The 14,279-nt window shown below is 44.9% G+C and carries 15 protein-coding genes; 1 reads left to right on the top strand and 14 read right to left on the bottom strand.

Annotated elements, in window-relative coordinates; genetic code table 11:
- Window positions 1-5 precede the first annotated feature (5 nt).
- The 5 genes from wecB to JXL83_02960 all read right to left on the bottom strand — a co-directional run bounded on the left by wecB (window position 6) and on the right by JXL83_02960 (window position 5,626).
- On the bottom strand, window positions 6-1,052 hold the full coding sequence (gene wecB / locus JXL83_02980) for a UDP-N-acetylglucosamine 2-epimerase (non-hydrolyzing) (GenBank protein ID MBN2363076.1): 1,047 nt from the start codon (window positions 1,050-1,052) through the stop codon (window positions 6-8).
- On the bottom strand, window positions 1,049-1,726 hold the full coding sequence (locus JXL83_02975) for a 16S rRNA (uracil(1498)-N(3))-methyltransferase (GenBank protein ID MBN2363075.1): 678 nt from the start codon (window positions 1,724-1,726) through the stop codon (window positions 1,049-1,051). Before JXL83_02975 ends, wecB begins: the two co-directional genes overlap by 4 nt.
- A 62-nt stretch (window positions 1,727-1,788) precedes the next feature.
- Window positions 1,789-2,970, bottom strand: a complete 1,182-nt coding sequence (gene dnaJ / locus JXL83_02970) for a molecular chaperone DnaJ (protein MBN2363074.1) — start codon at window positions 2,968-2,970, stop codon at window positions 1,789-1,791.
- Window positions 2,971-2,988: 18 nt separating this feature from the next.
- On the bottom strand, window positions 2,989-4,902 hold the full coding sequence (dnaK, locus tag JXL83_02965) for a molecular chaperone DnaK (GenBank protein ID MBN2363073.1): 1,914 nt from the start codon (window positions 4,900-4,902) through the stop codon (window positions 2,989-2,991).
- A gap of 25 nt (window positions 4,903-4,927) precedes the next feature.
- On the bottom strand, window positions 4,928-5,626 hold the full coding sequence (locus tag JXL83_02960) for a nucleotide exchange factor GrpE (GenBank protein MBN2363072.1): 699 nt from the start codon (window positions 5,624-5,626) through the stop codon (window positions 4,928-4,930).
- Between the two features lie 218 nt (window positions 5,627-5,844).
- Between JXL83_02960 and JXL83_02955 the strand changes: the two genes are divergently transcribed.
- Window positions 5,845-6,744 (top strand): MBL fold metallo-hydrolase, encoded by a 900-nt coding sequence (locus JXL83_02955; GenBank protein ID MBN2363071.1) that lies wholly within the window; start codon window positions 5,845-5,847, stop codon window positions 6,742-6,744.
- Between the two features lie 6 nt (window positions 6,745-6,750).
- Here the strand turns inward: JXL83_02955 and JXL83_02950 are convergent, their stop codons facing one another.
- The 9 genes from JXL83_02950 to JXL83_02910 all read right to left on the bottom strand — a co-directional run.
- Window positions 6,751-8,076 (bottom strand): hypothetical protein, encoded by a 1,326-nt coding sequence (locus JXL83_02950; GenBank protein MBN2363070.1) that lies wholly within the window; start codon window positions 8,074-8,076, stop codon window positions 6,751-6,753.
- 9 nt (window positions 8,077-8,085) lie between these two features.
- A complete protein-coding gene (locus JXL83_02945; GenBank protein MBN2363069.1) occupies window positions 8,086-8,661 on the bottom strand; it encodes a penicillin-binding protein activator LpoB in 576 nt (191 codons plus the stop codon).
- A 14-nt stretch (window positions 8,662-8,675) separates the two neighbouring features.
- The gene (locus tag JXL83_02940; protein MBN2363068.1) at window positions 8,676-9,557 is read right to left on the bottom strand and encodes a L,D-transpeptidase; all 882 of its coding nucleotides are present in this window, start codon (window positions 9,555-9,557) and stop codon (window positions 8,676-8,678) included.
- Between the two features lie 131 nt (window positions 9,558-9,688).
- The gene (locus JXL83_02935) at window positions 9,689-11,326 is read right to left on the bottom strand and encodes an AMIN domain-containing protein (protein MBN2363067.1); all 1,638 of its coding nucleotides are present in this window, start codon (window positions 11,324-11,326) and stop codon (window positions 9,689-9,691) included.
- Complete coding sequence (locus tag JXL83_02930) at window positions 11,323-11,859, bottom strand: hypothetical protein (protein ID MBN2363066.1); 537 nt, start codon at window positions 11,857-11,859, stop codon at window positions 11,323-11,325. Before JXL83_02930 ends, JXL83_02935 begins: the two co-directional genes overlap by 4 nt.
- Before the next feature lie 16 nt (window positions 11,860-11,875).
- The gene (pilO, locus tag JXL83_02925) at window positions 11,876-12,463 is read right to left on the bottom strand and encodes a type 4a pilus biogenesis protein PilO (protein MBN2363065.1); all 588 of its coding nucleotides are present in this window, start codon (window positions 12,461-12,463) and stop codon (window positions 11,876-11,878) included.
- Window positions 12,460-13,074, bottom strand: a complete 615-nt coding sequence (locus JXL83_02920) for a PilN domain-containing protein (GenBank protein ID MBN2363064.1) — start codon at window positions 13,072-13,074, stop codon at window positions 12,460-12,462. Before JXL83_02920 ends, pilO begins: the two co-directional genes overlap by 4 nt.
- A 22-nt stretch (window positions 13,075-13,096) precedes the next feature.
- Window positions 13,097-14,119 carry a type IV pilus assembly protein PilM gene (gene pilM, locus JXL83_02915; GenBank protein MBN2363063.1) on the bottom strand — a complete coding sequence of 341 codons (1,023 nt, stop codon included), beginning with the start codon at window positions 14,117-14,119 and terminating at the stop codon, window positions 13,097-13,099.
- Between the two features lie 13 nt (window positions 14,120-14,132).
- On the bottom strand, window positions 14,133-14,279 hold a 147-nt coding region (locus tag JXL83_02910), incomplete at its 5' end, for a helix-turn-helix domain-containing protein (protein MBN2363062.1).

Raw genomic sequence — 14,279 nt, 5'->3', positions numbered from 1 at the left:
TTATATTACAGAGCCGCGATAACCGATTCCCATATTCTTCGCGACACTTCACCGTCCCAGAACAGTGGAAGTGTCGCTGACAGGGATTTTTGCGAAGCTTCTTTGAGCGCGACCTTTATACCTGACGGATCTTCCAAAAGGACGTTGGTTCCGGTTTCGATTGTTTCGGGCCATTCTGAGTTTTTTCTCAAAGTGACACAGGGCGTTTTGAGAATGGTCGCTTCGGTTTGAACTCCGCCCGAATCTGTAATAACAAAAGCACATTTAGACAGTGACCCTATGAATTCTGAGTAAGACATCGGTTCTGAAATACGTATATTTTCGGGGATATCAATGTTAATAATGTTTTTTGCAGTTCTCGGATGAACGGGGAAAATCACGGGAACATCCGTGTTTTTTCCTATGGTTAAAATGATTCTTTCAAGATTTTGCTCGTCGTCTACATTGAAAGGCCTGTGAAGCGTCATCAATCCAAAATTTTCCCTTTCGGAGTCCTTATGATTGAATTTGAGAAGAGATTCTGCCAGAATGTTGCCGACGAGCTTTACCGAGGATTTCGAGATCCCCTGTTTTTCGAGATTGAAAACAGCAGTTTTCGTTGGCGAGAGCAGTAAATCGGCCAGCAAATCGACTACCACCCTGTTCTGTTCTTCAGTCATAGACATGTCGAAAGATCTGACTCCGGCTTCGAGGTGCACAAGAAAAATGCCCATTTTCGACGAAGTGATCGCGGCGGCTAAAGTCGAATTGACGTCTCCTACGACCAGAACCGCGTCCGGATTTTTTTTCTCGAAAGCTTTTTCGAGCTCAGTCATCACTGCGCCTATCTGTGCAGATGTTTTCATGTCCCGGATTTCAAATATGTGATCGGGAAGAGGAAGTGAAAAATCTTCGAAAAAAGTTCCGTGCATTGAGAAGTCATAATGCTGACCCGTGTGAAAAAGCTCGATGTCAATAAGATGTTCGTAAGAAGACAGATGTTGCTTCAGAAGAGGAGCGATTTTTACTATGTTTGGTCTGGTCCCGGATACGATCGCAATCTTTTTTTTCACTTCAATCCCTTTGAATTTATTTGTGCGTCTATTGCCAGGGCAGTGCCTATTGTCGCTGCTGTTTCGACTCGCAATGTTGTAAATCCCAAAGAAAGCCGTCTGAAACCGTTTCGGCAGAACAATTCGATCTCTTCGTCAGTCCATCCGCCCTCGGGACCGATTAAAATGACTCTGACGGAGCTCATGTCGTTATTTTTTTTTCCGCAGTTCTCTTTTTCCATGTAACAGCATTCGTTTGGAACGAATGAGCGCCGGCGCAGAAAATCAGAAAGAGTGATCGGTCTCCTTATTTCAGGAAGATAAACTCTTCCTGATTGTTTTATGGCGGAAACAGCTATTTTAAAAAGCCTGTCCGCTTTGAGGACAAATTTCTGCGATCTGTCCGATATTATCGGCTGGATCTCGCTCGCTCCGACTTCTGTTGTTTTTGAGACCACATCTTCGAATCTCTTTCCGTCTACAACCGAACAGGCCACCGTCAATGCGATTTTCTTCTCCGGAAAATCAGATGTATCGATTATCTCAGTTATTCTCGACAGGTTTGAATGTTTTCTTTCTTTGTCACCGAAGACAGCTTTAACCAGACATCCTTTGCCGTCAGTTACGAAGAAGGGTTCATTTCTATTGAGCCTGCAGGATTTTTTTGCGTGCCTGGATTCGTCGTCATCAAACAAGACTGTTTTTTGCGACAGATCAATTGAAGACGAAATAAAGAGAGGTCTGATTTTTGCAGGGGTCAATCTATGTTGAATAGTTTTCTCGAAGGTGGAGGTGTGTTTTCAGCGATTTCTCCCCCGAGCTCTTTGAAAAGATCTTTGGCCTTTTTTGACATATTTTGAGGAGTCCAGGCGACCACTTCAACGAGCTGATCTCCTCTTTGATTTTTTCTCGGATGGGGGAGCCCTTTGTTTTTCAACCTGAATACATGCCCCGTCTGAGTGCCCTGGGGTATAGTCATCAATACGTCTCCCTCGATAGTCGGGACTTTAATTTTATCTCCCGTCGCGAGTGCGTTCATACTGACCGGAAACCTGCAAAGAACATTTCTACCCGACCTCAGAAAGATGTCGTCGGGTATTTCCTGGATGTTTATAATGAGGTCGCCCCTATCTCCGCCGGATTTTCCGGCGTTTCCTTCACCTCTAAGGACGTAGGGGCCTTCTTCAGGGATTATGCCGGCTGGCAGGTTTATTTCGACTTTGGACGATACGCTGAGAACTCCCTCGCCGAGACATTTGGTGCAGGGATTTTTGATTTCTGAACCCGATCCGCCGCATTTATGGCATGTCGTCGTAGATACCATCCTTCCGAACATTGTGTTGACGGATTTTTTAACATAGCCGGAGCCCTGGCAAACGGAACATTTCTGTTTGTCGTTTTTGTCCTTGTAACCGGCACCCGAACAGTCCTCGCATTTTTCGTGCCTTGAAAGAGATATGGTCTTCAGGATTTCTGAATTCATCTCTTTCAGGTGCATTTTCAAAGAAATCTCAATGTTTTTTCCTCTTTGGGGAGAGAAAGGATTTCTCTGTTTTTTGTTTCTGAAACCGGGTGAAGCTCCGAAAAAAGATCCGAGAATGTCTTCCAGGCCACCGAAACTTCCAAATATGTCGTTCAGATCGTCCATGTGAGTGAAATCTCTCATGGAGAATCCGTTTTGACCGAAGCTCTGGGAAAGTCCCTCGTGACCGAACCTGTCGTATTGTGCGCGTTTGTTTTTATCCATCAGCACTTCGTATGCCTCGCTGATTTCCTTGAATTTTTCAGCCGCTTGTTTTTCGTCGCCTTTATTGAGGTCGGGATGGTATTTTTTTGCGAGAGAACGGTACGATTTTTTGATTTCGTCTTCGGAAGCGGTTCTCGCTATGCCGAGAACTTCGTAATAGTCTCTTTTTTTCTGTGCGTTGTGACTTTGCAAATTATTACCGGATCCGGATTATTTCTGCTGACCGTCGTTTATCACTTCGAAGTCCGCGTCGCTTTCGGACGAATCCTTGTTTTGTTCGGTTTTTTCGGGTTCACCCTGTTCAGGGGCGTTTTGTTTTGCTTCCTGCTGATACAGCCTTTGGGCTATCGGATTGAAATTGGTCGTCAAAGTGCTGATGGCGTTGTTGATTGAGATAAGGTCGTTGCTCGCAATGGCTTTTTTCAGTTCTTCTATGCTGAAAAGGATCTGGTTTTTTTCTTCAGTAGTTACAGAGGATGAATTTTCTCTCATAGTCTTTTCTATCGTATATATGAGGTTGTCGGCCTGGTTTTTCGCTTCAATCAGTTTTTTCTTTTCCTTGTCTTCAGTTTCGTGCTCTTTTGCTTCTCTGACCATTCTGTTTATCTCGTCCTCGTTTATGCCAGTTCCGGCCTCTATTCTTATTTTTTGCTCTCTCGATGTCGCCAGGTCTTTTGCCGAGACGTGCAGGATTCCGTCCGCATCGATATCGAACGTGACCTCGATTTGAGGTATACCTCTCGGTGCGGGGGGTATGCTTATTAAATCAAATCTTCCCAGGGTCCTGTTGTCGGAAGCCATCTCTCTTTCTCCCTGAAGGACGTGAATAGTCACACTTGTCTGATTGTCTGTTGCGGTGCTGAATATCTGGCTCTTTTTTGTCGGTATTGTCGTGTTTCTCTCGATTATTTTTGTCATGACCCCGCCGAGGGTTTCTATTCCGAGCGATAAAGGAGTGACGTCGAGGAGGAGAACATCTTTTACATCTCCTGCCAGAACCGCTCCCTGTATAGCGGCTCCTATAGCCACCACTTCGTCGGGATTTATACCTTTGTGAGGTTCCTTGGAAAAGAAATTCGACACCGTTTCCTGAACTTTCGGCATTCTCGTCATTCCACCGACGAGGATTACTTCGTCAACGTCGGCGGGTGAAAGTTTAGCGTCGTAAAGGGCTTGTTCGCAGGGCCTGAGAGTTTTTTTGACGAGATCTTCGACGAGTGATTCCAATTTAGCTCTTGTCAGCGTTATGTCGAGATGTTTGGCGCCAGTGCTGTCTGCTGTAATGTACGGAAGTTGTATCGGTCTTTCGAGCGAGGTGGATAGTTCGCGTTTCGCTTTTTCAGAGGCTTCTCTGAGCCTCTGCAAAGCCTGAGGGTCTTTTCTGAGATCGATACCGTCGGTTTTGATGAATTCTTCAGCGACAAAATCGACAATCCTCTGATCGAAGTCGTCCCCGCCGAGGTGAGTGTCACCGTTAGTTGATATCACTTCAAAAACCCCGTCACCGATTTCAAGAATGCTTATGTCGAAAGTGCCGCCTCCAAGGTCGTACACGGCGATTTTCTGGTTTTTCTTTTTATCCAAGCCGTAAGCCAAAGCAGCTGCCGTTGGTTCGTTGATAATCCTCATAACTTCCAATCCCGCAATTCTGCCTGCGTCTTTAGTGGCCTGTCTCTGTGCGTCATTAAAGTATGCGGGTACGGTAATTACCGCTTTTGAGATTTTTGTACCCAGGTAGTCTTCTGCCGATTTTTTCAGGTACTGCAGTGTCATGGATGATACTTCCTGAGGCGTGTATTCTTTTCCCATAGCGGATACTTTTACTCCGGCAGCGCCGCCGTCAATTATTTCGTACGGCACAAGGTCTCTTTCCCTGTTCACTTCCTCCATGCGTCTTCCCATAAATCTTTTTATTGAATATATTGTGTTTTTAGCGTTGGTGGTCTGCTGTCTTTTTGCCAGGAGGCCGACTAATCTTTCGCCCTGTTTTGTGAATCCGACTACAGAAGGAGTGGTCCTTTCCCCGTCCGGATTTGGAATTACTACAGGTTCGTTGCCTTCAACGACCGCAACACAGGAATTTGTCGTCCCGAGGTCTATGCCGATTATTTTTTCGTTTGCCATAACAGCTCCTTTATAAATATTTTATTCATTTGTTTTCTGCGGTGTTTTCAAGCTTTTCTTCGAAATCGTTATCGAAACGGCCGACGATGACCTGAGCCGGTCTTAGAATTTCGTCTTCTTTAATGAAGCCTTTTCTTATAATTTTGATTATTTTGCAGTCCATTTCCGGGTCATCGACGCATTCTGAAGCGACGGCCTCGTGGATCTTCGGATCAAAATCTTCTCCGCATTCTCCGTAACACAATGTATTGTGCGAAACGAGGAGATTTTTGAACTTGTTCGCTATAAGTTCAAGTCCGGTTAAAAATTCGTTTTCGTTTTTACAGTTAGTTAAAAATTCCCTTCCTCTTTCAAAATCGTCGGAAATATCGAGAATGTCTTTTAAAATCTCTGTTTGACCTGACCTGTAATTGTTCAAGGATTCTTTTCTTGTTCTTTTTTTGAAATTTTCGAAATCAGCCAATGAGCGCAGATAGGTTTCATAGAGCTCTTTATATTTTTTGTTCAATTCCATATTTTCGTTTTCGATCTTCTTTTTTTCATTTTCGATTTCGTCAGAATTATTTATTGTAATTTCAGAATTTACCCTAGTAATTCCTTCGGAATTAGTACTAGTAATTCCTTCGGAATTAGTACTAGTAATTCCTTCGGAATTACTATAAATATCAGTGTCTATATCGTCGGTTTCGAAATTAGCTTCTGTTTTATCGAAGTTTACAAGCACAGAAAAAATCCTCCTATGTAAGACAAATCAAAATCTAACACTTCGTCAAATCAACAGGAAAAACAATGCGCATATAAATATGTCATCTTTAACTGATAAAAGTATAGAATTATGTCAAAACTGTCAAGTTTCTGATGTAAAATTGAAGGGGAAAAATTAATTGCATGAAATGTTTGACTTGATGCAGCAGAAGTATAGAATATATCAGGAGGTGGATATTGCCTGATAAAAATGATTTCAAGGTTAGAATATGGGGTGTCAGAGGGAGCTATCCCACTCCCGGAAGCGACTTTGCCTATTACGGGGGCAACACTTCGTGTGTGGAAGTCTCAATCGGCGGCAGATTGCTGATTTTTGATGCGGGAAGCGGAATCATACCTCTCGGAAAAAAGCTGGAAAAAGAGAATGATAATAAAAAAAGGATATTGATTTTTTTGAGCCACACTCATCACGATCACATATTGGGGCTCCCTTTTTTCAAGCCGTTGTGGCTTTCGGGGAAAAGGATTGACGTTATTGGTCCGGATCTTTTTGACCTCAAGCTGGCGGACATTATTTCCACCTGGTTCTCATCGCCTCTCGCGGCATTTTTTATCGAAGACGTCGCGGCGAAAATAACAGTTAATTCGATAAATCAATGGGACAAAATAATTCTGCCTGCAGGATCGGAAGATATTATTGTGATAAGAAACAAAAACGAAGACTACAAACCTCTCCGGAATGACATTGTCATGACAATGCATAAAAATTTTTCTCATCCGAAGGGCGGTTCTTTCTCATACAAAATAACTCAAAGAGAAAAGACATTCTGTTACGTCACCGACACGGAGAATTATGTTGGAGGAGACAGAAAAATATGCAATTTCATAGAAGGCGCGGATCTTCTGTTCCACGATTGTCAGTTCACCGATGATGATTATCCCTTGCATCAGGGATTCGGGCACTCTTCATTGGGATATGTTCTCGCTCACGCGAAAAAAGCCAAAGTCAAAAAACTTGTCCTTTTTCATCTGAATCCGGAATACGACGATGAAAAAATCAGAGCCATGGAAGAGAAAGGGAAAACCATTCTCCCTGAAACCTGGGCCGCCAGAGAAGGTGCGGAATATTTTCTCTAGACGTTTTTAGAACCAGATCCTCTCTTTTGTAAAAACTGTTCCTCCACGGGTGAATTCGACCGGATAGACGAATGAAATATCTCCGGGTCCGGCTATGTGTATTGTCACATTTATTACAGTGTCGGCCCCGGTGAAAAATATTCTTCCGAGGAAAATCTTGTCGGGTAAAAGCGTCCAGCCTCTCAGGTCCGCATGTTCTGTCGCCGCTGAAAAAATTCCGATTATGCCCGAAAAAAGATCTCCGAGAAACGAATCGTCATCGTCGGCAATTTCATCGCCGATTTTCTCGCCGGCCTGCTGAGCCAGATATTTAAGGCCGGCTCTTGCTACGGCTCTCGCTAAAATCCTTCCGCCGCGGTCTTTAAGGCTGATTTCAGCGATTGAGCCGAGGTTCTGGACCATCTCAATTTCAGAATAACGATCGGTTGTTCGCATCGTTCCCCCGAAAATCTGAGTCTCCGCAGGTATCAAGACCGGAAGGGCTACTGAAAGAATTTTTCCGTCTTCAAGCGTCGCGTACGATACGATCTCTTCTTTGTAAGGAAGCTGACCGGCTTCGAGTATGAAAATGAACTCGCAAAAAGAATCCGCTTCTTGACCGGAGGTGATCGGCCGGGTTTTCTCCCTGAAAAGGAAGGGAACATCATTCTCCCTGCCCGTCATAACGGCTGCTTTTTTCAACGATTCTACAAGCGAGGATGGAATCGAAGTGGAGTATTTCTCGGAGTACAGGTCTTCGTATATTCTGTATGATTTGAAATATTCTATGAAACAGTCGTCGTACATTTTTTCGCTTTCAAAGAAAATCCCCGCCATGTATCGGGAAAAAGCGTCATCTGTGTAAGTCGCCGAACCTTCGTACATATCATTTAGAAGATTGAGCTTGTAGTCTATTCTTCTGCATTCGACCAGCGCTTCTTCAGGCAAACCGAGTAAAGCGTAGTTGAACATTTTGTAAAAGTTGACCATTATGTTTTCGTAATCCTCGCCGGAGTATGGCAGGGAATATTCGTTTATTATGTATGAAGAAACCGTTTGTTTGAAATTGCTCCTGAGTATCCTGTCCATGTATCTTTCTGCAAGCTCCAATTCGCCGTTGCTTTCTTCGTAGCGGCCGGATAAATGAAGAAGCAGACCCCTGTTGGCGTAATCGAGAGAAACCGCGTTTTCGTCTTTTATGCCTAAGCTGTCATAGACTGACAGAGCTTCTGAATATTCACCCCGATACATGTATCGGGTGAGGGGTTCCATTCTCGTTTTGCTGGAAGCGCACGATAAAGCGGACAAGAAAAGAAAAGTCGGAAGAATTATTTTCAGAAGGTGCTTTTTCATTTGTGAATGTTATTCGATGACTTTTTTTATCTTTTCCGTCGCCATCCAGACTTTCTCTGTGGTTTCTATGTCGAGCAATTCGAGGTCTATCTGGTAGTAAACAACCCTGACGTCTGAAGCTTCATCAATAATGGAAGTAATGGTCCCCATCATCATGTATTGGGCTCCGTATTCGTTTCTGAGAGCGGTTCTCGTTTCGGGAGATGCGAATCCCTGCTGAGACCATCTTTCGTCCCTCAGGTCGTTTCTTTCCGAAACGGAAGCGACAATTCTTATCTCGCCGTTGTTGACAAATTCCCTTTCTATATCTTTCATGAAAGTCGTAGCGTCGATGTGCTCGTAACTCCTGTTTTGGACGTTGCCGACAATTATTGTCGGCTTGTCTGCGTAGCGGTCGTGAAATCTTGTCAGCCACGAGCTTCCCAGGCACTCCGATATCATTTTCTGAGCGACGAGTCGGGAATCGGTGTCGTTCCATCTGCCGCTGACGTCCGTTACTAGGTCGGTGTCAATTCTCGTAACTCTTCTCGAAGAACAGGCGATGATGAGCGCGGAGAACATCGCCAGAAAAATTATTTTTTTCATTTTACCTCCTTGAATCAATGATTTAATTCAAATTCCTTTATAATTCTAAATCGGGCTTCTTCGACGTATTTCAAAAGCGAGGAGTCCACTGTCAATACGGGTTCCCAGTTGACGAATCTGTACGCTCCGTTTATCCTTTCGTGTCTGAAAGTTGACCCTGAATTCCTGTAATGCATTTCGACCCGGTCTCCTATTTCGAGGACATCGTAGTACTGTTTCGCGAGAGGATTTCTTATGCATCCGTGGCTCGCCTGACTGCCGACCTGATGATAAGTCCCGGCCAAAGGTGCGTGTGTTCCGTTCTCGAGGACCGGGAAAAATCGTTCTTCCCCGCTGTCGGTAATAACTTTGACGTTGTGAGTTCTCTGAATGGACATCCACCAGCGCATCAGACCCCCGTCGTAAAACTCCGAACTCGGCTTTTTATCGAAAATCTTCGTGTGTGCGGCGCTGGTCGGAGACTGGGATTTTCCGCTCGACACGAGTGAATAAACAAGAGGTCTTGCTCCTTCCCAAAGTATTGAGAACTGCAGTTCGGGATCGAGAAAAAACTCGAGCCATCTCTCCGATACGACAGTCACAGTGTCAATCTGAAGTGTGAAGCGGCTTTTTATCTCGACAAGCGCTACAACAGTGTCTTCGGGTAAAGCGGGTACCTCGAATGAATTTGTTCCGTCCAGTCTCGTTGCGGTGATGCCGGTTCCGTTGTACAGCAAAGTCAATTCGGTAAAATCTCCGTAATAAGGGGGTATGAAGACCTTTTGATGGGCATAAAGGGTGTCCGGCAGGGAGACGACCCGGTTTATTTTATTGTATGGTGTTGGGTCGAGGTTGGAAAAAAAAGAGGAACCGATTCCGGCTAAAGATATTATTGAAAAATAAATCTGATATTTCATATATTGTATTTAACAATAAAACCTTTTCATTTCAATAAAAATCGGGAGTTTGAAAGCGTTCGGAAAAGCCGGTAAAAAAAAGGGGGCAAAAGCCCCCAAGAAAGAAAGGGGCAGAGCCCCTTTTATCGTTTTTATTGTATAGAAGCGGGAGTTATGTTCGGTCTCAAAATGTGAGGCGTGATGAATATCAGAACCTCGCGCTGAGTGGTCGAAGTGCTTCTCGTCTTGAAAAGCCATCCCAGAATGGGAATGCTTCTGAGAATGGGGATTCCGCTCTCGTTTTCGTTCTCAGACTCGGTTACGAACCCTCCGAGAACAACGGTTTCGCCGTCCATGACCCTCTGGTTGGTCGTAGCTTCGTGTGTTGTTATTATCGGTTTGCCTTCCTGTACGGACGCGACGTCGACGTCCGAAAGCTCAGTCTTTATTTCGAGAGTAATCTCGTCGTTGGCGTTGACGTGTGGTGTGACTTCAAGCCTCGTGCCTGCGTCGTAGAACTGTATTGTTACGGATCCGTCCGATCCTCTGACCGGAACTCCGAATCTTTTTCCGCCAAGTATGGTCGCCGGATTGTTGTCGAGTACTGTGACGTGAGGGCTCGCTATGGTCTTGGCTTGACCCTCAGTCTCCATCGTGTTTATTATGGCATTTATTGTCACTTGATCATATACCTGACCTATGCTTATATTTAGCATGCCAGGTTGTCTTGACGAGACTGAGTCACCAAAATTTATGGATGTTTGATCGAAAATGTTCATTCCTATGACACTCCAGTTTACGCCCAAACTTCTCGAAGCATCCATGTTTATGTCGATTATCTTGGCGACAATCTCGACCTGGGGAGTGGGTTTGTCGAGCATGTTTATCATTTCCTGAATTGCCGACTGACGGGATTCAATGTCGCTGACGATTATTGAATTGGTCCTCAAGTCCTGAAGTATGGTGCCTTTTGCCGAAAGAAGCGAGGCGATCGAACCCTGGACGTTGCCAGGAGTCGAATACTGAAGAGTGTAAACCCTGTATATGACTCTCTCGGCGCTTTCCTGAGCCTCTCTCCACGTGTCGAAATCACCCTGACTGCCGACAAGAAGAATGCCGTTCTCTTCCGAGATACCGAGGCCGTGAGAATGACAGATCGCCTGAAGCGCCTGCCACCATGTCACGTTGTTGAGTCTCAGAGTGGCGGTTCCCGCAATGTTGGGAGCCGCAATTATATCCCTGCCGCTGTAATCGGCTATTGCCCTTAAAACCGTTGTTATATCGGCTTTGTCGAGATTCATGCTTATCAGTCCGCCTGAGCCGACAAAGGAGCCGCTCGGCAGACCGCCGAACGAAAAATCGGCGTATTCGAGATTCGTGATGCTCTCCGTGGCTCTCCAGACGCTGAAACTTCCGGCAGAAACAACGGGTTCAACTGTTATTACAAGATTTCCGCCCGAAGTCGAGACATTGTAGCTTTTTAAACCCTTGGTTTCGACTACGATTCTGATTATGTCGCTGGACGAGAAATCGGCAATTCCGATTCCCACAATTGAACCTCTGTCAACATAAGGGAAGGCGGCGGCTCTGAGATTGTTCGTCGCTCCGTAAAAATCTACGACTATGTTGTCTCCGGACTGGTAATCCCTGTAAGAACCGAGTCTGTCTGTTTTGATTGTTATCTGAGCTCCCGAGTACGCGGGCGCTATTTCAATTTCGTTTATGTTGTATGCCGAAAGCACAGCGAAAGCTGATAACATCAAAACGGCAGTCAAAAAATATTTTTTCACTGCTCCTCCTGGTTTATTGCGTTTTCTCTTCTTATGACTACTCTTGAAATTTGACCGTAATGTTCGAGAGCGAAAGTTACTGCTTCTGGTGTTATTTCAGCGACGTTGCCTCCGCTGACCCTGTCTCCTTTTCTCAGAAGCCAGTGCTTGCCGTCTGTGCTCCTTATTATGGCGAGAAGTCCTCTCGGACCGGATATGACCCCTTCGAGGATGCCTTCCTGAGGATTCAGAAGGTTGGACCTTTCCAGAGACGAAAGAGGGGAATTAAAAGGATCTCTCGAACTCGTGAAATAGAATTCTTCGGTGGCGAGCATCTGTTCTATTTCCTCGGTAGATATCTGATTGCTGAGGCTTCCGAGGTTGACTGAAGTGTCAGACTGCTGGGTACCGTTCTGCTGAACTCTTCCTGTTGATGTGTGAGAGACCACTTCTGCCGCCTGGCCTATTGTCCCCGATATTATGTCTCCTTTGTTCTTACAGCCGCATAGAAAAACGGCGGTAAATATTGCGGTTAACATGATTGTTTTTTTCATTTTTACCACCTTCCCTTCAGTTCCATTGTTCGGGAGCTTGAGTTTGGGCGGCTCCTACGGGCAGATAATAAGCGTTGACAATCAGTGATGCGTTTATGAAGCCTGTTTTTGAAGAAGACGGAGTCATGCTGAGAGAGGAAAGCTTTAAAATACGCTGATTGTTGGCAAGAAATTCCAGAAATTTGCCCAGGGTCTGATAAGTCGCCTCCACGTTCAGGGAAACCGGTATCATGAAGCTTCCGGAGCCGTCCGCTGAAGACATCGGCGGCGAAGGGGTCGATGACACTATTGTCACGTTTGCCTGATGAGAGAGTTCTATCAGCAGGGCGCATATATCGTTCCTGTCCGCCTCTTTCGGAACCATAGCTTCTGCTTTGGCGAGAAGACCTTCCATGCTTTTCAAAAGCGCTTTGTAGTATTCTATTTTCTCACTGACATCTACGACTTGTCTGAGCGAGTCCTCGTAAGCTCTTTTCACTTCAAGTTTTTGCTTTAACTGATTGTTGGCGCTTTTGTACGGATTATACTGCATGTAAAAGAAAAGAACGACGGCGCCGACAATCCCGAGAAGAAAAATAAGTGCGGCTATTACCCTGTTGTTCATTGTGCGCCTCCGGTTTGAATCAAGGTTGTTTTGAGAAGGCTTGCCGTGAGAACAAAAGAAACCGCAGTCTGATCGCTGATGTTTGTCAATGCCCAACTTTCAATCTGTATGTTGTTTATGTACGGGGATTCACCCAAACCGTCCCAGAGGTGAGGAAGAACAACATCGTAGAGTGTAAGTCCTGTTATTGTGACTGATCCGTTTGATTCTGTCAGGGAAGATATCCAAGTGTATTGAGGAAATCTGTCTGACACTTCCTGAAGCAGATGTACGTATGCGGTTCTTCCGGAATTGAGCGAGGCTATTATGTTTATTCTCTCTCTCAGGAGTCTTTCCTGTTCCTGAAGACCTTCCAGGGTCTTCTGGGCTTCTCTTCTGGCTTCAAGCTCTTCCGCCATCCTGGATATGTCTCCCTGAACCTGCTTTGTTCTGTTCTTTACGGAATTTATCCGCATCTGCTGGAAAAAAAAGACCAACGGTAAAATAATAAGGACGATGAGAAATGCGAGGACCACAGGAAGAATGTTTCCCGCTCCTCCTCCCGAAGGCCCTTTTTGAGCCTTGGGTCTCTTTTTCATCGTCTTCTGGCGAAGTAGATTTACTTCTATCATATTAAACCTCTCAAGTTAGTTATTATCCTCTCATTGCGAGACCTGCGGCAATGGACAGAATGGGACCTATGGTCTCAAGTTTTTCCCTGTGATGATCGGGTACACTGATCTCATGAAACGGATTGAATATCTCTACGGGTTTTTTCAGAGTTTCTTCCAGACCCTGTTTCAATCTCGGTATCAAAACTCCGCCTCCTGAAACGATCAGTTTTTCTATTTTCTTGTTCGAGGAATCTTCCTGTTTTGATATATTGTCTGCGACTTCCGTAATGAACTCGTTGTATATAAGAGTCACAGTGGAAAGCTGATCGGGGGGCGGAGGAGTTTCGTTCTTTAAAACCTTTTTTGCTTCTTCTTCGGAAATGCCCAGTTTTCGCATCATCTGATGAATAATCTTGAGAGTGCCTGTTGCGTTTGTGTCTCTTGCTATCAAAGGTTTTCCATCCGAAACAATACTCGTCAAGAACCACTCGGCGCCCAAGTGAACGAACGCGACTGTTCCGCCGCCGAGAGAACCCATTGTTTTTTCGTAGCAATTCTGAAGGGCGAAAAGATTGTAATCCACTATGTTAACTTTCATGCCGCTTTCCGACAGAGGATCGATCTGCTGGTCTATTACTTCAGTTTTTGCGGCAAGCAGGAGGACGTCCATCTTTTTCTCCTGTTTGTTCCTGTCGATTACGTGAAAATCCAGGCTTATGTCTATGTCTTCAAAGTCGAACGGGAAGTTATTTTGAGCGTCGAATCGGACTTGATGGCTGTATTCGCTGTCGTTCATCAGTTCCGTTTCAATCTTTTTTACCATGACGGATCTTCCCTGAAGACCTATGTTAACTTTACCCGCTTTTATCATTTCACTCTCTGTTATTCTTTGAATTGTCTCTGTAATCAAGAGTGGGTCCATTATGTGGCTGTCGACAATTACATCGGAAGGCAGTTCCTTGATTCCGTATTTGACGAGCGAGGGTTTTTTCCCGATGTTCGCGAGTTCGACAATTTTAATCGAACTCGTCCCGATGTCTATTCCAATTCCCTTTTTTGCCATATCCTCCTCCTGCCTAACCTTCGATGAATTTTCTGATGACAGCGCCTTTGATGTGCCAGCGTCTTCCTATTTTTTTCCCTTTCAGCAAATTTACTCTGAGATGCTTTCTGACCGTCTGCTCAGAAATATCAAGGAAAACAGCGACTTCTTCTACTGTATA

Source organism: candidate division WOR-3 bacterium (assembly GCA_016934535.1).
GTDB lineage: Bacteria > SDB-A > SDB-A > SDB-A > SDB-A > JAFGIG01.
Note: the sequence above shows the minus strand (reverse complement) of the source record. Positions and strands in the feature narration are given on the sequence as shown.